Genomic DNA, 21329 nt, shown 5'->3' with positions numbered 1-21329 from the left:
GGTCACTCTTTACTCCGAAACGACAGAATCTAAACGACGCAGACGCTGCGCGTTGGGGTTGTGTTGCTCGCCGGGATCAAGCGGGCTGAGCAGGTAACGCCAGGAAACGCCAGCGCTGACCAGATATAAAGATGCATACCCCCAAATCACGCCTGATGTACCGAACAGCGAATTAATGGCTGCATACAGCGCCGGTCCAAAGAAGGTCGATAATCCGGCGGCAAAGCAATAAATTGCCATCGCATTGCCTTTGTCTTTCGGCTGGCAAAGGGAGGAGAACAGCGCGGCGGCAGGCACGTAGCCGCACAGCGTGATGCCGTACAGGCAGGCGCAGATTACGCTGAGAATAAAGCTGCCGTGGCTCCACAGCGGCACAAAGTACATCAGCAGCATTGAGACACCCGAACCGAGGCCGCCAAACACGGTGAGCACCTTACGCCAGCCGATACGATCGCTGATTTTTCCGACTATCGGGTTAAAGCTCATCCCCACCAGTCCCATGATGGTAATCAGGCTGAGATACTCGGTCTGGGAAAAGCCAATCTGCTCGGTAAAAAATCCCGGCAGGAAGATGAAGAAGCCAAAGTAAGGTGTCGTATTGATGATGCGTACCACCGCGGCGGCGGCAATACGCGGCTCACGCCACAGAATATCAATGCCGCCCATCAGCGTGCGCCACGTACCCTGTTGCCGGTGCTCCTCATCCAGTAATGACTGATAACCACTGCGCTCTTTCAGCGCCAGCAGCATCACCAGCAGACCGATAGTCACCAGCACAAGCGACAGCCAGAAAGTGGCGTATTCGCCAACCAGCTGAATTGAAAAGATCGCCACCAGCGAACCCAGCGTCGGCAGGCCGCCGGTAAATGCCAGCCAGAACCAGCCGGTGGCCGAGCCGCGCATGTTGGCAGGCGCCGCGGCCTGGATCCAGACCAGAAATGCGTAAGCAAACATCGGATAGGCGATGCCGCGTAAGCCATAGGTCAGCGCCAGCAGCAGCACGCTGTGCGAGGGCAGCGCGACGGCCAGAAACAGCACTTCGAACACAATCCAGATCAGGCCGCCAGCCAGCATAACTTTACGCGGACCAATGAGGGTTGAGAGCGAGCCCGCCAGCCAGGAACCCAGCGTGACGGTAACGCCGTAGAAGGCAATAACCGCTGCTGCAATATTGAGTGAGAAGCCATTTTTATGCAGGTAAGGCGCGAGATAGTTTGATTCAACTCCGTCGCCGATCATAAACAGCAGAACAGCGACGTAGCCCCAGGCCAGCGCCGGTGGAATACCGAGGCGTATCAGCCACGGATGGTTTGCAGATGATGTTGTCATTATATTTTTCCGGTAGGTGTAGGTGTCAGCTCAGGTAGATAAAGCGTTCTCCCGGCATCAGCAGATGGAATTTTTTGCCGGGATAGCGAGTCAGCATGTCGTCAACAAACCAGGCGGGGTTGTCACGATTACAGCTGAACAGGTCGTAATGGCAGGGAAGAAGTAATTCGCTACCAAGTGAATGATGTAAATCCGCCGCGTCACGGAAACTCATGTTAGGCATGATGCCCCGGGCCATACGGGCAGAGTCACCACCGTTTATCGGCAGCACGTTAATGGTGGGCTGAAGTTGCTGCATCTGTGCCCGTAGCTGTGGCGTCACCAGCGTGTCGCCGCTGTGCCAGAGACTGATGCCATCAGTGCTGATCAAGTAACCAAGGTAGCGATCGTTGCCCGCCTCGTCGTGTTCATACTCACTGTGCGCCGCCGCAATCGGTAATACGTTAAAGCTGCCGATTTCGAAGCGCTGACCCGTTTTAGCTGAGCGGCGATTGCTTATCGGCAGCCGGTGAATATCCGGTGCCGGCAGCCAGACCGGAAGATCGGGCGCGGCAAGGGCCAGTGGCTCAAGCGTTGCAAGGTCCATATGGTCGTCATGAAAATGGCTGATCAGCACCGCGTCACAGACGCTAAGCGCCTGCGGCGGCAGCACCGGCGGAAAATTCCGCACAAATTCGGTTTCAGGATCGTTGCGCTCAATGGCATCGCTCAGATAAGGGTCGATGGCCAGCATGTCGCCTGCCTGATTTTTGATTATCAGGCCTGCCTGACCAAGGCTCCAGATAGCCAGAGCCTGAGCAGGGACCTGGGTTTCGGACAGCTCATTCGCCAGTTCCTGAGCATTGCGTAACATGAAAGCCATAGTCATTTTCCTTCAACATGATAAGGCCGGACTCTAAAGCAATGGTTACAGCGAGGATGGCGTAACCATCACAGAAGTCAGTAAACAATGTTTAGTAAACTCTGGCTGACCCGAAGAAAGGAGGCAGGATGAAGCTGTCAGGACTGAATAATTCCCAGGTACGTAAACATAACAAGGCGTTGTTTATGCACCTGATGTGGCGGAATAAGCGGCTGAGCAAATCGCAGCTGGCACAGCTCAGTGGGTTAACCATTCCCGCTGCGAGTAAAATTTTGCAGGAGCTGCTGGATGAGAAGAAGGTGGAATATTCCAGCATGACGCTCAGCACACGCGGTAACAGCAGCGGCAGCTTTCAGTTGCCGTCAGAAGGTGCGTGGACGCTCTGTCTGTGCGTAAAGCCTTCCAGCATAGAGTTGCAGCTGGCAGATGCGCAGCTTGTCGCGCAGGGGGAATATCAGCAGATCGCTATCCATGCGCTTTCGCCCGAGCAGCTGCTGCTCGACATTGAAGGGGTATGGCGGCAAACCTGCAAACAGTGGCCGAAGCGACGCATTAACCTTGCCCTGGCGGTGCACGGTCAGGTCGATCCGGTTACCGGCGTCTCTCAGCATATGCCGCAGGCGCCCTGGAAAAGCCCGCTGCAGCTTAAGTTCCTGCTGGAAGAGAAACTGAATGTAGACGTGCGCGTCGATAACGATTGCGTCATGCTGGCACTGGCGGAGAAGTGGCTGAACAGCAATGCACTCAGTGAATTCTGCGTGATTAACGTTGATTACGGCATCGGATCTTCCTTTGTCATCAACGGTGAAATATTCCGCGGTAATCTCTATGGCAGCGGTCAGATTGGACACACCATCATCGATCCGCATGGCAAACGCTGTAACTGCGGCCGTCAGGGCTGCCTGGAAACGGTCGCCTCGCTGAGTACGCTAAAGCAACTGGCGCAGCTCCGCGTCCCTGATGCGACATCGCCGACCAGCCGTGAATTACTGGCGGCATGGCAGGCTGGCGAGTCGTGGATCGTTGAGTGGGCTCAGCGCAGTGCAGAAGCGATTGGCATGAGTCTGTACAACTTCCTCAATACATTAAATATCAATCAGATATGGATTTATGGACGCAGCTGTACCTTCGGCGAAAGCTGGTTACGGACTATTGTCAGTCAGATTGACTTCAACCCTTTTGATCCACGCGATGCCCTGAAAAGCAAAGCCACGAATGTGCATTTTGGCCAGCTGGACCGCGCGCGTCAGGTTTTGGGTATTGGCTATTTATTTGTCGAAGCCGATCCTTCCGCAGCATAGATTACTAAACTCCTGTTACTAAAATCTGTGAAGACCTGAACTTTCACCTGCTGGTAACAGTGGTGATATAGCCGCACTTTGACCCTGTGCGGAGAATTCGCGTGAACAATAATCAAAACCTCAATATGCGTTACGTCTGGAGCATCTGCCTGGTAGCGGCCTGCGGCGGTTTGCTTTTTGGTTACGACTGGGTAGTCATCGGGGGCGCAAAACCCTTTTATGAAGCCTGGTTTGGTGTTACCGATCCGGCGATGTCGGGCTGGGCAATGAGTTCTGCGCTGGTTGGTTGTGTTTTCGGCGCACTGGTTTCAGGCTGGTTCGCCGATAAACTGGGACGCCGGATACCGCTGATTACTGCCGCTCTGCTGTTTGTGGTCTCCGCCATTGGCACCGCGCTTGCCAGTAATTTTGAGATTTTTGTCTGGTGGCGAATTCTGGGCGGTGTGGGCATTGGGATTGCCTCGGCATTAAGCCCGATGTACATCGCTGAAATCAGCCCGAGCGCGAAGCGTGGGAAATTTGTTGCGGTTAATCAGCTCACCATTGTGATAGGTGTACTGGCCGCACAACTGATTAACCTGCTGATTGCCGATCCGGTGACAGGCGAAGCCTCCCAGGCCGCGCTGCGTGAAACCTGGAATGGTCAGTACGGCTGGCGCTGGATGTTCGCGTCGGCAGCGGTGCCTTCAGTGCTATTTTTAATGCTCATGATGTGGGTGCCGGAATCGCCACGCTGGTTAATGCTGGCCGGCAAAAACGATCGCGCACTGGCTACGCTGAGCAAAATCGGCTCATCTGGCTATGCGCAGCAAACGCTCCGGGAGATTGCCCATGCCATACATAATGATCGTCAGCAGACGCGCGCCAGCTTCGCCTCTCTTTCAGAACCCCGGGTACTGCCGATAATGATCACCGGCATCATACTGGTCGTTTTTCAGCAGTGGTGCGGCATTAACGTTATTTTCAATTACGCACAGGAGATTTTTGCTTCGGCTGGCTTTGATATTAACGGTACGCTCAAATCCATTGTCGCAACCGGACTGATCAACCTTGTTGCCACCGTGCTGGCTCTGCCTCTGGTTGACCGTCTGGGTCGCCGTAAGTTAATGCTGATCGGTGCAGGTGGTCTGACGGTGTGCTATGCGCTGATTGCGGGTGCGTATACGCTGGGCATAACCGGCTGGCCCGTCCTGATTCTGGTGCTGGCAGCGATTGGCGTGTATGCCTTGACGCTGGCACCCGTAACCTGGGTGCTGCTGGCGGAAATCTTTCCGAACCGTATTCGTGGCCTTGCGATGTCAGTGGCAACCCTGGCACTGTGGATAGCCTGTTTCGTGCTGACCTACACTTTCCCGATTTTAAATGCCGGCCTCGGAGCCGCAGGCAGCTTTATGCTGTACGGGGTGATTTGCGCGGCAGGTTTCCTGTTTGTCGTGAAGCGAGTGCCGGAAACCAAAGGTAAATCGCTGGAGGAGCTTGAAGAACAGCTGTGTGGTAAAGCCCCCGTCGCCTCAAAGCAACGCATCGTTTCCTGACGTTAAGGGTGGCGAGCGGTAGATTCGACTGGATAAGCCGATGGTGACCAGAGCTTCAGCAGCATGCATCCATGAGTAGCTTTTCCGCATTAAGGGAAACAGGGGATAAAGCGCGGTAGCCGGGGTAACGGACTGCATCACGTGAGGTTGGTATAAGGCCTCACGGTGATGCAGTCCCTGCCAGGTATCAGCCTATTCGTTTCACATCCCCCACCAGCAGGATGTAGGAGAGCGCACCTATCAGCGCGACGGCCGCGATATAGATGAGAGCCAGACCAAAACCGTAATCCTGCGCCAGATAGCCGATAACCAGGGGAACGGTAATGCCGCCAAGACCACCGACGAAATTAAATACCCCCCCTGTCAGCCCGATCAAACGCATCGGGGCCAGCGAAGAAACCAGCGACCAGGTTATTGATGCAAAACCATTACCGAAAAAGGCTACTGCCATCAGTATCATGATCCACATCGGGTCATTCGTGTAGTTCGCACCCATAATGCAGGTTGAGATCAGCAGACCACATATTATCGGGGTTTTACGCGCCACGCCCAGCGAGAAGCCTTTTTTAACCAGTTTATCCGCCAGCCAGCCAGAAAGCAGCACGCCGAAAAAAGCGGCCAGGAACGGAACCGTCGTCATAAAGCCGGCTTTAAGTGCGGTAATTCCTTTCTCCTGGGTAAGGTAATTCGGGAACCAGGTGAGAAAAAACCATAACGTCGAGGTCACGGCGAACTGTCCCAGATACACGCCCAGCAGTTTACGGTGGAATACCAGCTTCCAGTCGGCCTTGCTCAGTGGCTGACGCGCCTCTTTGACCAGCGGTGCATCGCCGTCAACCAGGCCGCCTCCGGCCTGAATATAATCCAGTTCGGCCTTACCGATCCCCTTCGTAAGACGGGGTGGCTGATAAACCCTGAACCAGACTAATGACCAGACAATACCGATACCGCCGGTGAGGATAAACACCCAGTGCCAGCTTAATAGTTCCTGAATCCAGATGAGCAGAGGGGTTAAAAAAGCCAGACCGACAAACTGGCCTGAAGTGAAAAAACCCACCGCGGATGCTCGCTCCTGTTCCGGGAACCAGCTTGTCACCATGCGATTATTGGTCGGGAAGGCGGGAGCCTCAAAAACGCCCGTAATGGCCCGCAGGCTAATCAGAGAAATCAGCCCGGTGGCGAATCCCTGCAGCAGGGTTGCAACTGACCATCCCAGGATAGCAATAAAGTAGGTCAGTCGTGAGCCGACCCGATCAAGAAACCAGCCGCCGGGGATCTGACATAAGGTATACAGCCAGGCAAAAGCGGAAAAAACATACCCCATTTCTGCTTTGGTAATACCGAACTCTTCCTGAATGTGTGCCGACGCTACCGCCAGGTTTGCCCGGTCGACGTAACAGATAACCACCGTAATAAAGATCATAAATAGCGTCAGATAACGACGACGCCCTGGTTTTTCAGCATTAATCGGAATATGCATCGCAATCTGTCTCCAGATTTTGGGCATAGCAAAGCCATTCACCATGCCCGGTAAATTACAGAGGGTGTGTTTTAGTTATTTAAAATTTACTACCCGGGAGCGCGTAAGCCCGGGTTACAGAGCAGGGATCACCATTCCGCGACGGAACCATCCGCATGTCGCCAGAGCGGATTACGCCAGTCCTGAGCAATTTTACTGAGCTTAATCACCTGGGCTTCATCAATTTCCACACCGAGACCCGGTTTAGTCAAAGGCTTAAAGAAACCGCCTTCCATGCTGAAATCTTCTTTATTTTTCACAAAGTCGAGCAGCTCTGCGCCCTGATTGTAATGAATACCCATGCTTTGCTCCTGGAATACCGCGTTGCGCGAAACAAAGTCGACATGAAGGCAGGCAGCAAGCGCAATCGGACCGAGCGGACAATGAGGTGCCAGCGCAACATCATAGGCTTCTGCCATGCCGGCAATTTTATAGCATTCAGTTATTCCCCCGGCATGCGACAGGTCGGGTTGTAAAATGGCCAGCCCTCCGGCTTCAAGCACTCTTTTGAATTCAAATCGCGAGAACATCCGCTCGCCCGCAGCGATAGGTATATGCGTCTGAGCCGCCAGTTTTGGATAATACTCAGCCTGCTCCGCCAGCACCGGCTCTTCAATAAATAACGGACGATAGGTTTCAAGTTCTTTTATCAATACTTTTGCCATCGGCGCGCTAACGCGTCCGTGGAAATCGAGACCGAACTCAATTTCATATCCGAACGCTTCGCGGATCTGGGCAACGGTATTGACCGCCGCGTCAATCTTGCGGTAATCGTCAATGATGCCAAGTTCTTCGCATCCGTTGAGTTTGAATGTATCAAAACCAATTTCACGCAGTTTTTTTATGCCACCAATGACTTCCGCCGGACGGTCGCCGCCAACCCAGCTGTAAGCTTTGATTTTGTCGCGTACCAGTCCGCCCATTAACTGCCAGACCGGAGCATTCAGCACCTTACCTTTAATATCCCATAAGGCCTGGTCAATACCCGCAATGGCACTCATCAGAACTGGGCCGCCGCGATAAAAACCCCCGCGGTACATCACCTGCCATAAATCGTTTATCCGGGCGGGGTCCTGACCGATCAGGTATTCACTCAGTTCGTGTACGGCGGCCTCGACGGTGCGTGCCCGGCCTTCAATAACGGGTTCGCCCCAGCCGACCACACCTTCATCGGTCTCAATTTTCAAAAACATCCAGCGTGGGGGTAAACGATATGTGGTGAGTTTAGTTATTTTCACTTCACTGCCTCCTGATAAGCTTTAACAAATGCCGCTGCCTGCTGCGCGGTGCGCTCAACCGGTTGTCCGGCGCGATAGAGATCGCTGCCAAGCCCTGCTCCGGCACAGCCCGCATCAATCCACTCCGACAGATTTTCCGGGGTCACACCGCCAACGGCAAATACCGGTACGTCGTCGGGAAGAACGGCTTTAAGCGCTTTGATATAGGCCGGACCAAAGGCGGACGAGGGGAAAATTTTTAACGCCTGCGCACCCGCGTCCAGAGCGTTAAAGGCTTCGCTGGCCGTCGCGCAGCCAGGGCAGACGGTCATGCCAAGGTTCACGGCGTGGCGGATCAGCTCTGGCTGAATATTCGGCGTAACGATCAGCTTGCTGCCCATTCTGGCGAGCGTATCAACCTGCTCCGTCTTTAAAACCGTGCCCGCACCAATCAAAGCCCGTTCACCATACGCCTGCAGGATGAGGGGAATACTTTTTTCCCACTGCGGAGAGTTAAGCGGGATTTCCACCGCGTCAAATCCCGCGTCAATCACGGCGCCAACGTGCGCCAGAACCTCATCGGGCTTTATCCCACGCAAAATCGCGATGAGGGGAAGTTCAGTTTGCCATTGCATTAACGATGCTCCTTATTCCTGCCTGAAATGCGGTATCGCCTGAAATCGACGTCACCTGACGTCCAAGGGCGGTAAGCGCCTGTTGGTAACGTTTTGCCAGTGCGTCCTCGGCAACCACGGTAATCTGCTGTTCGCTAAAAAATGCGCTCATCGTCATCACCTCCGCGCCAATCAGCAGGCCTGATAAAAACTCGCTGACCTGCTCGGGCGGAAGACGTTTGAGTACGTGTGAAGCGCGAACTTCGAACAGTTCTGGCAGCAGGGCTGGCGTTGCCATCCCGCGCTCCAGACCGGCGGTAAAAGCAGCCTGTGAGCTTTGCTGCTCGGGTAAACCGGCGCCAATCAGTGAGTGATGCAGCAGTAAATGGTGCAGCTCACCGGTCATGACGGTCCTGAAATCACTGATTTGCCGATCGTCAGCCAGCACCCATTTACAGTGTGTTCCCGGCATAACGTAAACGGCAGCAGGGGCAAGGGTACGGGCACCGATCAGCTGGGTTTCTTCACCCCGCATAACGTTCTGGTTATCTTTTCTGTCAACGCTCAGGCCGGGAATGATCCAGACGTTGTCGTCAACCTGGGTTAATTGCTCACCCATTGCCGAAAACTTAACCGGCAGCGGCAGGTACGGCGCTATTTTCCAGCCGACGTTGCTGCCTACCATTCCCGCCATGACAATGGGAGTGTCGTCATTGCGCCATGTTTGGGTGATCTCATTTAACACCGCTGGTGGAGATTTACCGTTCAGACGCGTTACGCCTGCCTCGGATTGCCGGCTCTGCAGACATTTTCCGTCCTCAAAGAGCCAGGCCCGCAGATTGGTCGATCCCCAGTCAACAGCAATATAGCGAGATGTCATGTAATGTCCTTCAACCTTGATGTTGAGCTGGCGATCATGGTCAATGCCGCCTGCTCTGCCGCCTCGCCGTCCTGATGCCGGATTGCATCGTACAGCGCTTTATGTTCCTGCAGTGTCTGGGGCATATTTGCCTCGTCTCCCTGCCATGTGCGTTCAAAAACCGCCCGCTGTAACGAACTCATCGCCACGCTAAGCTGCTCCAGTACCGGGTTATGTACCGACTGCAATACCGCTTCATGAAAGCGAATATCTGCTTCATTAAAGGCATCGCGGTGCTGGTTATTGGCAATCATCTCGTTCAGCGCTGACTCAATCTGCGCCAGATCGCTTGATGTCGCACGCTCTGCCGCCCAGCGTGCAATGGTGGGTTCGACCAGATTGCGGACTTCGCTCATCGCAGCAATCAGTTGCGGGTCGTGATCATTTTCAAGCACCCACTTCAGTACATCTGTATCAAGGTAGTTCCACTTATTACGCAAGGTCACATAAGCCCCACGGTGGCGCTTTAGTTCTATGAGGCGCTTGGCCATTAGCGAGCGAAACACTTCACGGATGATGTTGCGCGAGGTTTCAAACTCCACACACAGCTCAGTCTCAGTGGGCAGTGCTGCGCCAGGCAGATACTTGCCGCTGATAATCTGGCTGCCCAGCGAGATCACAATGCGGTCAGTTTTGTTGATAGTCATGGATGATCCTTTTTCTCTTTATTCCCATGTCTACTTTACCCTGAGCGCTGATTTTCACCTGCCTTTTGACCGGGAGAGTGTTAACCGTCTTAGTTAGCATGACGCAATGTAGTACAAAGTGGATGTGTTGTACTACAATGTGGATCACAAAAAGAACAGATGGCAGGTAAGACGATGAAAAAATTAACCGGGTTGGCGGTTTAATGAAGGGGGGTTGTCGTGATTTAAACCGTCAGCCTGGGCTGATTCTGGCGTTATCTTCACAATGCAGTCCTGCGGTGTCGGTCACTATTACCAGACACAACTGAGTCGTTTCGGCACTTCCGGCTGAGGTCTGATGGCATACGGTGCGGGCGATCCTGACTCTGGTGCGTCAGCTGAACCTGCTGCCTTAAAGGCGGGCGAAAAACGAGAAAGTGAATTGAGAACAGTGTTACCCGTTAAGACTGCGTTGCGCAGACACTCTTTGCCAAAAGGACCTGACTTATCTTTTCATAGCCAGCAAAGGGCTAAACGGTGATGTCAGACCGCTCAGGCAGGCCGGGAAAAATGCTGGACTATAAATCATCCGCAGGGCGGTGTAATCCGCGTTTTGCCTCCGTGGTGTCAACTCTCAGCGAAAAGCAGACATTAAAGAATTATTTTCAGTTGCTTTTATACATCCTGTTAAACCATCGGTAACCGACCAGCCCGCCATCTACAGCATATTGGCTGCCGGTAACAGTGGATGTGTCCCCGGACAGGAGGATAGGTACCACAAACTGCTGACGCGACTCCTCTGCTATACAGTGCCTGAAGTGAGTTGCAATCGGACCCGGTACCCCACTGCCAATGCAATACAATGCAGCATCATACTGTTGAAAGCGTCATGAACCAGCAAAGCCATGTAAGACAGCACGAGCACTCAGTGGTTTCGATCCTGGCCTGCAGCACCGGTTTCATCGCCTGGACATATCAGGTCAGCTTTTTTCTGCTCCTCTCCCGGTTCCACGCTAGCGCGGCTTGTACACGCAGTCAGTGTATAAGCCGGCGCCTTCATTTCCCTTATTTGATCTGGTCTCAACTTTCGGCAATTAAATCTTGAAGATTTTCGTTATGAACTATTGTTAAGAATTAGTAATTGATGTTTTCAAATATGTAATCTTATTACAATCAACTGGTAGTTGCGCTTCGAGGTCCGAGATGAACAAAGTTTACCGGTTAATCTGGAGCTGTACCGCGTCTTGCTATGTCCCTGTTTCTGAACTTGCTTCTGCAAGAGGTAAAAAAGCCTCTTTAACCACCTCACTGTTACTTTCCGCGCTCATCACAGGCGGCGTTGGCTATGCGCAGGGGGCTTATGCGATTGATGCAGAATGGAATGCATCAGGTCATCCTTCCTATCTGTTCCCGGAAAATCAGGGCATCAACTATGACAGCGTGATTAATACGGGCTTTGCCTTTACGCTGGACAGTCAAAACGCGCCTGATCATTACCCCCCAGGCACTGCGCTGAATATTATCGGCGCTATCCCTCAGATTGGCGCTGGCAGCACAGGCAGCAGCACCTCAGTCGCGGTCGGGCAGGCGTTACCCGGGAACACCGGCAGCGATCCCAACCGCATTACGGTCATTACAGCCACCGATTCATCCGGTAATCAAACAGCCATCACAGCCAGCAATATTGATCAGTTTACTTATTCACCCAACCCGGCCAATCCTCAACAGAATCAGGAGTTGAACGTTGTCATTCCCGGGCTTGAAGGCAGTAATCAGATCATCAGTATTTATGATTCCACTACTTTTGTTTCATCGGACGATACGCCGGTCAGTGCACTTTTACTGCCGGTATATGACCCTGATTCCCTGCGCATTTTTAACAGCTTTGGCATTGCCTCAGTCAGTTCGGAAGGGGGGAGCGCCAGTATTAATATCGGCTCAGATACTGCGGGTAGCACAGCCATTGCCGATTCCACCAACACGCTGGATTTGCTGGCAAAAAATTCTGTCCTGGCGAAGGCTGACGGCAGCGGTACAGCAGCCAGCGCGACCCGCTGGCAATCCGATAATTATATTCATTTCCGTCCGGCACCCGTTATTTCCAGCAATACCCAAACTATCACCGCGCAAAGTGCACAATACAATTACACCATCACGCTGCCGAATTACACCCGGATAGGCGAGCGAGTAGTGCAGGTAGGATCGCGCGCGTTTGATATTACGTCTTCAGCCGACATTGCTACCGTCAATGATTACCTTACGGGCCAGGGCGATTATGCCGGCAAACCGCAAATCCAGTACTGGCTGACGGCTGGGGCAACGGTGAATGGCGAAACCATCGACTCGGCGGTGGAGGCGCAGAACACATACAATGCCATTATTACCGGCTTGCTGGCGAAGGAAGACCAGACCACCATCAACCTGACTTACCACGTATGGGATGACAAAGGCACACATATCAATAATGGCACCTTGCCAGTCGGCGATCTAAACGTGATCTACGCAACCGGCGCGAATGCCAGCGGTGCGGTAACCTCAACGGGTAGTCTGGCGGTCGATGGTGCATCAGCCGTCATGCGGGCAGATCAAGGAGCAATAATTACTAATGATGGCGCGATCAATGCCTGGCGCAGCAGTAATAGCAGTCCGGCGACCGTGGGGATGATCGCAACAGACGCGACAGCCATTAACAACGGCACCCTGAATGCTGGCTTGTTTATCGAGAAAGACGGCACTAATCAGAATGCAGGCAATGCGGGCAGTGTCGCAATCTCCGGACTGGGTGCCAGCACCTTAACCAATAACGGTCATATCAACGTCGCACTTACCGATACCACAACGGCTAATGCCATCGGTATTCGCGCGTCGGGCACTACCCTGGCAACGAATGCTGCAGGCGGCACAATTGCGATTGTTGGTAATGCTAATAATGTTGGCGGTCGTGCAACAGGTTATGGCGTGTATGCCGATCAGGGCGCGACGTTCACCAACAACGGTAATATCTATCTGGGTGTAGACCCCATCCTGACCGGTGGCGTGACACCTGTAAGCGTTGCCATGACCGGTGGCGGCAGCCTGGCGGCGGGGATCTACAGTAAAAGTAGTGGAGCTATCGTTAACAATGGTTTGATTTATCTCGGTGAAAATACCCGAAATGCGGCAGGCATTTTTTCTGATAGCGGCACGGGAGACGTGACCAACAGCGGGAATATTGCAGTTTTGGGCAAATTAACCAATGGCGCTGCGGCCTCCAGTTATGGTCTGTATATTGCCGATAATAGCGGCGCGGTGGTGAACGACGGGGATATTTTGATTGATGGCGACAATAATATCGCTATCTACCTGCAGGCCCGCACAGCGAATGCTTCAGTCACCTCGACGCAAAATAGTGAAATTACCGTTGGCAGCGCCGGCGATACTGGCGGAACGGATAACAACCCTTACACCTACCGCAATTACGCAGTTTATGCCGAAGGCCTGAACACTCATCAATCGGTGGTCAATCTCTCTTCTACTATCAGGTTACTCGCGGCGGGTGCCATTGGGGTACATGCGCGTGGCAACGCGATTATTAACGTCACCAACCAGTCCAGCCTTTCACTGGAAAACAGCCAGCAGATTGGTTACTACGCCTATGGCAATGCGGCCAATATTAACGTGGCCAATGCCTCCATTAATGATAATGGCCAGGCGGGTTCCGTGCTGTTTGCAGTAGATAATGGCGCCACCTTTAGCGGTGACAATGGCAGCGGAACGCCCTATCAGTTAACGCTGACCGGGACAGGCTCAACAGGGGTGTTTGCCAATGGTTTTGATGACAAAAATAACAGTGATGCCAGTGACGATGTGCTGACTACCCTCAATACAGGCCCGGCTATTATTGATGTAAACGGTGAGAATGCCGTCGGCGTTAAAGTCACTGGCGGTGCAAAAGGAACTATTGCCGACGGCGGTATCATCCTTAATCACGACAACACGACGGCAGTACTGATTGATGGCCGGAATTACAATATTGATGGCAGCAAAGGGACGGATCAGTTTGTCACTAATGTCACCTCAGACGCATCAACAACCAGCGGGGTCGCACAAAGTGGCATTGTCGGTTATGACGTATCACACCTCGGTAATCTGCTGTTACAGGGCGCTTCAGGTATTCAACTGAACGGCAGTAACAGCAAAGGGATCGCATTGCATGATAACGGCAGTGCCGTGGTTAATGCGCCCGTTCAGGTACTGGGCGCTGGTAATAACGTTGGTGTGGATATCCTGAACGCGGGCGTGCTGACCAACAACAGCACCATCAGCGTTGGCGGTGGCGCTGGAAATGTGGGTATTCGCGTTCAGGGCGCTGGCGCGATTGTGCAGAAGCTGGGGGCGGTAACGGCAAATGGCGGGCTTGCTGCCGTTCAGTTACTGGGTTCAGGCGCAGCGCTGACCATTAATGGGTCGGACAATACGATTACCGCCTCTGGCGGCGCTGACGGCGTGTTGATGGACATCGGTTCTTCGTCCTTTACCGCCAGTAACAGCATCATTGGGATCAGCGGATCAGGTGCGGGAATCAATAATAAATCCAATACCGGCAATATTAACCTCAACAATGTCACCATCAATGCCGCGGATGGCCCGGCAATCCGCACAGCAGTGACGTTCAATGCTGAGGGGACCAACAACATTCTCAACATCAGCGGCAGCGGTCAGGGCTTCGCTTTTGAGAATGATGACGGCTCGGCCACAACCGGTAATCTGGCCATCGGCACCGGATATACCATTAATGGCACGGGCGCGGGCAGTATCGGTATTCTCGGTAACACCGCCGGGAATGTAACTTCTGGTGCCAATATCACTATGGGTGGCAGCGCGGGTGCGGCAATCGATGCCACCAACGCCAGTAGCCTGATCAACAATGGCACGATCGTGACCAGTACCAATGCGGGCAGCACCATTCTTGCCGCCAATACCTCACAGTTCGTCAATACCGGCAGCATCACAGCCAGCGGAGCCAGCAATAGCAACAGCATGATTGTGCTCAACGGAACGGCGGCGAACCGGACCCTTGTCAACAGTGGCAACCTGACCAACGCCAGCACCAATCTGAATGCGGCAGTGATTGACGCCTCGGGAAATGCGAACAATACGATCACCAACAGCGGGACTTTACTGGCCGCAGGCAGCACCTCTCAGGCGATACTGACCGGCGGTGGCAACGACGCGATTTCTCTTACCGGTGGCAATACGCGCGGTGAAATCAATCTCGGAAGTGGCAACGATCAATTCAGCTGGACCAGCGGCCTGCTTGCGGGTGGCGTCACATTCAGCGGCTCGGATGGCAATGACAGCGCGACAATCGGCGATGTTTCACTGGCAAATATGACTCACCTGGTGAGTGAAGGCGGCACGGGCAGCACGCTGACGTTTAATAATACCCATCAGGGCGACAGCCCGGCCTTAGTCGGATCTTTCAGCACGGACAATCAGGTCCGCGGCACCAATATTGGCAGCGGCTGGAGCACCTTAACGCTTAACGGGGCAGCTACGGACGTACGCCTGGTCGATGATTTAACGCTTTCCGGTACGCCGCAAATTAATGTCACGGGCGGGGCGACGTTACGCAGTGGTGACAGTGTCGCCAGTTCCAGCGAAGCCACTCTGCATAACTACAGCCTCTTTACTGATGGTGCGGACAGTCTGGTGTCGTTTGATGGCGACGATGAGCAGGATTACGCCGGAATCATTTCGGGTAATGGCGGCATGGAAAGAACGGGCGCAGGTAAAACCAATTTGCTGGCCGATAATACTTATACCGGTAATACGCTGATTGGCAGCGGCGCTGAGCTTTCTCTCGGCAAGGGAGGCACCACAGGCAGCCTTTCTGAGGTTACAAACATCACCGACAACGGCATTTTGACCGTTAATCAGTCCGATAGTGTCACGCTTAATGGCATCATTTCTGGCAGCGGCGCATTTCATCAGATTGGGTCTGGCGTGACCCGGCTGGGCGGTAACAATAGCTATGCAGGTGAGACGTTGCTTTCCCAGGGGACCTTATTGATCAATGGTGATCAAACTGCCGCCCGCGCGCTGACAACGGCAGGTGATGGCACGACGCTGGGCGGTAACGGCACGTTAGGCGGTGCGGTTGTGTTTGGCAACAATACGGTACTGACGCCAGGCGATAACAGCAGAGGCACCCTGACCATCAATGGCGATTTAACGCTGAATGCCACGACCAACAGTCAATTTGAGCTGGGACAGTCCTATACGGCAGGCGGCGCCCTGAATGATTTTGTTAATGTGAAAGGGACCCTGATCCTTGATGGGATCCTTAATGTCACCCTCTCACCAGGCGGCAGTTTCCTGCCTGGCGTCTATCGATTGTTTAGCTATGCAGGGGCCTCCATCAACAATACGGCGGCTAACCGGGGTCTGGATATCGGCTCTTTACCTGCTAATGACGGCGGTACCAGCCGTATTCAGACCAACATTGCTAATCAGGTTAACCTGATCCTGAACTATCTCAATCCGGCTTCTGAACTGCAATTCTGGGATGGCGGCCGTACCACCAACCACGGGGATGGCACCAGCGGTAACAGCAATGTTGACGGTGGTAATGGCATCTGGCGCGCCAATATCGCCGGGGTAACCAATGACTGGACGACGTCAAATGGGGTGGGAAATGCGCCCTGGTCACAGACGGCTTTCGCTATTTTCCAGGGAACGGCAGGCGTGGTAGTAGTCAGTAACGTAAACGGCAGGGTGATCAACTCAGGAATGCAGTTTACCAGTGACGGCTATGCAGTGAATCAACTCAACGCCGACTCACCGCTTTATTACATCAGTACCGTCACGGACTCTTTCCCAGAGTCCGTTCCTGCACCAACCAATAGCTACAGTGCGCAAGGGGAAGCGGTTGCCGATACTTATTACATCGTTCGAGTCGGTGACGGCGGCGCGGGCAGCGATGTCACGACGACAATTAACACCGATCTGTTGCAGGACCCACTGGATGAGAATCGCATCAGGTTGCTGAAAACCGACCCCGGCAGATTAATTCTTAATGGAGAGAATGATTTCTCAGCAGGGATAGAAGTCTGGCAGGGAACATTACAGGCTTCCCGCGATGCCAGCCTGGGCCTTAGCGGTACGTCACTGACGCTGAAAAATGGTGCATCGCTGCAAGCTGGCGCAGATTTCGCGACTAGCCGGTTAATTTTTCTTGATGCGGCTGGCGGCGGCACGCTGGATACGTACGGCCACACGTTTACCCCAGCCGGGGTTATTGGCGGGAATGGTGCTCTGAACATTGTGGATACCTCTGTCAGCACAGGCAATGGCGTGCTCGAGTTGAATCAACAAAACAGCTACCTGGGTGATACCAGGATCGCCGGCAAAAACGGTAATGGACAGCTCAGCGTGAATGCGAATACCACCGGTGCGTTGGGGACTGCTGAAAGCAATATCAGCCTCACCGATCTCGCACAGTTGAATTTTACCGGCGCTGCTCAGGCGGAAGGTCATGCTTTCAGCGTAGATAACGCAACGCTGCAATTCATTGGCTCCAGTTCAGCTGCTCAAAGCAGGGTTAACCTGATAAACAGCGGACAGCTTAACTTCGCCGATCAAAGTTCCGGCGGTACGTCGCAGGTGACTGTTGATGCTACTTCTGGTCTGGCCTTTACCGATGCGGCTGATGCTGGCACTGCCGCTGTCACTAACCAGGGCGAGGTGATCTTTGCCGACAATGCTCAGGCTGGCAATGGCCGCATAAATAATCAGGCAAACGCGCGGGTAGACATCAGCGCAGCATCGCAACCGACGGCCATCGGTTCACTCTCCGGTGCCGGAAATGTTGTATTGGGTGCCGGCACACTGGTCGAAGGTAACCTGGGGCTGAGCGATCTTATCTCTGGGGTTATCAGTGGCAGTGGCGGTAACCTGGTGAAAGTCGGCAGCGGCACGCTGACGCTGACCGGTGAAAATAGCTGGACAGGAGACACCCGCGTGCTGCAGGGAACGTTGTTAATTAACGGCGATCAATCCGCTGCAACTGGCGCGATCGCTGTTGCTAGTCAGACGACGTTAGGGGGAGAAGGCATCTCAGGCGGCAGCGTAACGGTAGCGGATGGCGCTCATCTCGCTGCCGGACGCGATTTAAACAGCGTCGGTGTATTGACGCTAGGCGGGCTGACATTGGATGAAAATGCTCAGCTCGACTTCCAGTTTGGTCAGGCTTATTCGCCAGGTGGGACGCTGAACGACCTGATTAACATCAACGGCGATCTCAACCTGAATGGCAAATTGAATATCACTCAAACCACCGGTGGCCAGTTCGATGTTGGCCTGTACCGGGTATTCAATTACAGCGGCAGGTTAACAGACAAACAGCTTGATATCGGCACGGCACCTCAGGCAGCTGCTGATCTTTACGTGCAGACGTCCATCGCGGGCCAGGTCAACCTCATTAATCATGCGGGCACGGTAATGAGATTCTGGGATGGTGCCGGTGGAAATAACAGTGCGGACAAAAACAACGGAGTGATCGACGGCGGAAGCGGCATCTGGCAAAACAGTACCGGTAACGATAACTGGACCACCGATCAGACCTCACCAGACGGGCGCTTTAACACACCGTTTAGCGATACCTCTTTCGCTGTTTTTGGTGGCCAGGCCGGGACAGTGACCGTGAATAATAGCCTGGGGGTTGTGGCGATCAGTGGCGCGCAGTTTGCTACTGATGGTTATGTCTTGAATGATGGCGTAATTACAACCAATACTGCCGATACCATCCTGCGTGTGGGGGAGGGTTCCCTTCAGGGGGCAGGCTATACCGCTACGATTAATTCCTTGCTGGTGGGATCGGGTGGCATACGAAAAACTGATTTAGGTACGCTGGTGCTTAACGGCAACAACACCTACTCAGGCGGCACCTCAGTTACTGCGGGCACGCTTCAGGTCGCACAGGATGCCAGCATGGGAGCGCCAGAAACGGCACTGACCCTGGGCGGGGGGACTTTGCGTTACGGTGCAGCCTTTGATACTCCCCGTGAAGTGAAGCTCGCTGACAGCGGCGGCACTGTCGATACCAATGGTTTTAACGTTTTATTACTGAACAGCGTTACCGGCTCAGGAGATCTGACTAAAGCGGGCGCGGGAGTGCTGACGTTGACGAAAGACAGTAGCTTTCAGGGAACGACGATCGTTAACGGCGGAACGTTACAGCTGGGTGATGGCAGCGCGGGCGGTAACGTCACGGGCAACATTCAAAATCAGGCTGTTCTCTCTTTTAACCGGTCTGATGAGATGGCGGTGAACGGGGATATTTCCGGCAGCGGGCAGGTCTGGCAACGCGGTAGCGGCATTACCACCTTAAACGGCAACAACCGCTGGAGCGGCACGACGCGGGTAGAAAATGGCACGTTGCGAGCGGGCAGTGCTAACCGCTTCAGTTCAGCTTCAGACTATGTTGTCAGCCAGAATGCCACGCTGGATAGCGGTGGGTTTAATCAGCGTATTGGCAATCTGGTAAACCAGGGCACGGTAAACCTTCAGGGCGGGGATGTCGGATCAACGCTTACCGTTAATGGCGACTATGTTGGGGTTAACGGCAGGTTGAACATTGCTGCTCAGCAGCACAGCCCCGGCGTTGCCGACCGGCTGGTGATTTCCGGCGGCTCGGCATCCGGCCTGACGCTGCTAAATATTGATGTCAGCCAGTTAGGTGAACCAACAGAAGGTGATGGAATCAAGGTGGTAGAAGCGCAAAATGGCGCAACCACTACGGCGCAGTCCACCAGAGATGCGTTCACCATCGGCGCAGATAAACTGCTGGCAGGCGCATACCAGTATCAACTTTTTGCCGGAAATGCAGCTGGAGCGGGAGAGGACTGGTTCCTGCGGGCAGGTTACCGGCCGGATGTGCCGGGTTTTAACAGTCTGGGCTCAATCATCCGTCAGGCCGATCTGACCGTATTAGGTACCCTGCATCAACGCGTCGGGGATGAGCAACCGTGGCAGGCTGCAATTCCGGAAGATCAGGAAGGCCGATTCTGGGCGCGCTATATCTATAAAACCGTCGATCAGAAGATGAATGATGCTACCGGTACCACCAGTGATTCCAGTTATAACGGAATGCAGATGGGGCGCGACTTCTGGCAGAACGATCAATGGCGTGCGGGCATCTATGCCACCTTTATGGATACTGATAGCGCGATTTCTGGTAACACCGGCATGGGCGGCGGCTCAGCCTATAATTCGACCTTTTCAAGCTATCTGGGCGGTTACGCCACCTGGACAGACAGTGACGGATTTTATGTCGATAACGTGATTCAGTATGGTTACCACCAGGTCGACCTGAAAAACAATGTGGATCGGATTACCTATCATCCGGACGGCAACTCGCTGGTTGCCTCGGTGGAAGTGGGTAAGCCGTGGAAAAAAATAGGTAACAGTCGCTGGGCTCTTGAGCCTCAGGGCCAGCTCATTTATCAATACAGTGATTTCAGGGACGTCACGCTGAAAGGGGCGGCGAAAACCAATGTTAATGTAGACACTGACGCAGCGGTGATTGGCCGGATAGGCGCCAGATTAATGGCGGATTATGATACGGATTATGGCAAAGTTAAACCTTATCTCCGGGTGAACCTGTGGCAGGAAATATCGGACGGGCAGGACACCGTGACCTATCGCAACACCCGCAACAATGACGGAAAAACCAGCCTTAGCGCCGATCAGCGCTACAGCGCGACTGAAGCTGCGGTGGGCACCACCTGGGCGGTGAGCAGTAAAGTGCAGGCTTACACCGAAGTCGGCAAAGTCTGGGACAATGGCGGTGACAGTAAAATGACAGCGGATATTTCAGCATCGGTCGGACTTAAAATGCGTTTCTGATGCTCTGATGATGACAGCGCAGCGGGTAATAGTGCTGCTACAACAGCTCCGCATCATCCGTTGTCATCCTATGGGACACGTTCTCGGTGCGTGGGCCGCCTGGAAGCTGGCAGCCCGGTTTCAGCACCTGGCGCTGCTGATGCTGGCGGTGAGTGCCGATCAGGGCTTGAAAGCGGATATGGCGACACCGCTACGCGTAGTAGCGCATAGATTACCGGCGTTTCTGGCGCAGAGGATGTGCAGCTTAAAAACGAACAGTAGCCGAATATCTGCCGGGCACCCGGTAAGGTCTTACTGACAGCATCTCTATCTTTACCACTGACAACCTTTAGCGGAGAAATGTGTTGGGAAAGGGGTTGCGAGCTATGTATGTTTCAGGATTACGACGGTCCTTGTATGCTGCATATTGTATTCACAGCACATAACGGACACTTATCCGGCGAAGCGGCCAGGCGTAACGCATCCCGGTGCGCCTGGCTTCCGGAACAATGGGTTGGTGTAATCTTCCGCCGTTTAGAAA

10 protein-coding genes are annotated in these 21329 nt (G+C 53.8%); 3 read left to right on the top strand and 7 right to left on the bottom strand.

Annotation, left to right across the window (positions count from 1 at the left end):
- Positions 1–9 precede the first annotated feature (9 nt).
- Positions 10–1329, bottom strand: coding sequence for an MFS transporter (locus AC6I8D_RS23110; protein ID WP_497821037.1), 1320 nt, complete (start codon positions 1327–1329; stop codon positions 10–12).
- 25 nt (positions 1330–1354) lie between these two features.
- Positions 1355–2191 (bottom strand): MBL fold metallo-hydrolase, encoded by an 837-nt coding sequence (locus AC6I8D_RS23105; protein WP_497821036.1) that lies wholly within the window; start codon positions 2189–2191, stop codon positions 1355–1357.
- A 128-nt stretch (positions 2192–2319) separates the two neighbouring features.
- Between AC6I8D_RS23105 and AC6I8D_RS23100 the strand changes: the two genes are divergently transcribed.
- Positions 2320–3492: an ROK family protein gene (locus AC6I8D_RS23100; protein ID WP_312055519.1), complete on the top strand. Its 1173-nt coding sequence runs from the start codon at positions 2320–2322 to the stop codon at positions 3490–3492.
- Positions 3493–3593: 101 nt separating this feature from the next.
- Positions 3594–5027 (top strand): sugar porter family MFS transporter, encoded by a 1434-nt coding sequence (locus AC6I8D_RS23095; protein ID WP_497821035.1) that lies wholly within the window; start codon positions 3594–3596, stop codon positions 5025–5027.
- A 187-nt stretch (positions 5028–5214) separates the two neighbouring features.
- On the opposite strand, the gene AC6I8D_RS23090 is transcribed toward AC6I8D_RS23095, so the two are convergent.
- From AC6I8D_RS23090 to dgoR, 5 genes are all read right to left on the bottom strand, one after another.
- Positions 5215–6552, bottom strand: coding sequence for an MFS transporter (locus tag AC6I8D_RS23090; RefSeq protein WP_497821034.1), 1338 nt, complete (start codon positions 6550–6552; stop codon positions 5215–5217).
- 83 nt (positions 6553–6635) lie between these two features.
- Positions 6636–7784, bottom strand: a complete 1149-nt coding sequence (gene dgoD, locus AC6I8D_RS23085) for a galactonate dehydratase (RefSeq protein ID WP_312055516.1) — start codon at positions 7782–7784, stop codon at positions 6636–6638.
- The gene (locus AC6I8D_RS23080) at positions 7781–8398 is read right to left on the bottom strand and encodes a 2-dehydro-3-deoxy-6-phosphogalactonate aldolase (protein WP_312055515.1); all 618 of its coding nucleotides are present in this window, start codon (positions 8396–8398) and stop codon (positions 7781–7783) included. The genes dgoD and AC6I8D_RS23080 overlap by 4 nt, the downstream gene beginning before the upstream one ends.
- Positions 8382–9257, bottom strand: a complete 876-nt coding sequence (locus tag AC6I8D_RS23075) for a 2-dehydro-3-deoxygalactonokinase (protein ID WP_497821033.1) — start codon at positions 9255–9257, stop codon at positions 8382–8384. Before AC6I8D_RS23075 ends, AC6I8D_RS23080 begins: the two co-directional genes overlap by 17 nt.
- The gene (gene dgoR, locus AC6I8D_RS23070; RefSeq protein WP_312055513.1) at positions 9254–9943 is read right to left on the bottom strand and encodes a D-galactonate utilization transcriptional regulator DgoR; all 690 of its coding nucleotides are present in this window, start codon (positions 9941–9943) and stop codon (positions 9254–9256) included. The genes AC6I8D_RS23075 and dgoR overlap by 4 nt, the downstream gene beginning before the upstream one ends.
- Positions 9944–11125: 1182 nt before the next feature.
- Between dgoR and AC6I8D_RS23065 the strand changes: the two genes are divergently transcribed.
- Positions 11126–20809 (top strand): autotransporter-associated beta strand repeat-containing protein, encoded by a 9684-nt coding sequence (locus AC6I8D_RS23065; protein WP_497821032.1) that lies wholly within the window; start codon positions 11126–11128, stop codon positions 20807–20809.
- The last annotated feature ends 520 nt before the right edge of the window (positions 20810–21329 follow it).

The sequence above is a fragment of the Pantoea sp. X-Soil-MYKO-1785 genome (assembly GCF_059730675.1).
Note: the sequence above shows the minus strand (reverse complement) of the source record. Positions and strands in the feature narration are given on the sequence as shown.

Excerpts from the sequence above, each read along its gene's own strand:
- AC6I8D_RS23110 (WP_497821037.1), bottom strand. The coding sequence starts at position 1,329 with ATGACAACATCATCTGCAAACCATCCGTGGCTGATACGCCTCGGTATT.
- AC6I8D_RS23105 (WP_497821036.1), bottom strand. The coding sequence starts at position 2,191 with ATGGCTTTCATGTTACGCAATGCTCAGGAACTGGCGAATGAGCTGTCC.
- AC6I8D_RS23100 (WP_312055519.1), top strand. The coding sequence starts at position 2,320 with ATGAAGCTGTCAGGACTGAATAATTCCCAGGTACGTAAACATAACAAG.
- AC6I8D_RS23090 (WP_497821034.1), bottom strand. The coding sequence starts at position 6,552 with ATGGTGAATGGCTTTGCTATGCCCAAAATCTGGAGACAGATTGCGATG.
- AC6I8D_RS23080 (WP_312055515.1), bottom strand. The coding sequence starts at position 8,398 with ATGCAATGGCAAACTGAACTTCCCCTCATCGCGATTTTGCGTGGGATA.
- AC6I8D_RS23075 (WP_497821033.1), bottom strand. The coding sequence starts at position 9,257 with ATGACATCTCGCTATATTGCTGTTGACTGGGGATCGACCAATCTGCGG.
- dgoR (WP_312055513.1), bottom strand. The coding sequence starts at position 9,943 with ATGACTATCAACAAAACTGACCGCATTGTGATCTCGCTGGGCAGCCAG.
- AC6I8D_RS23065 (WP_497821032.1), top strand. The coding sequence starts at position 11,126 with ATGAACAAAGTTTACCGGTTAATCTGGAGCTGTACCGCGTCTTGCTAT.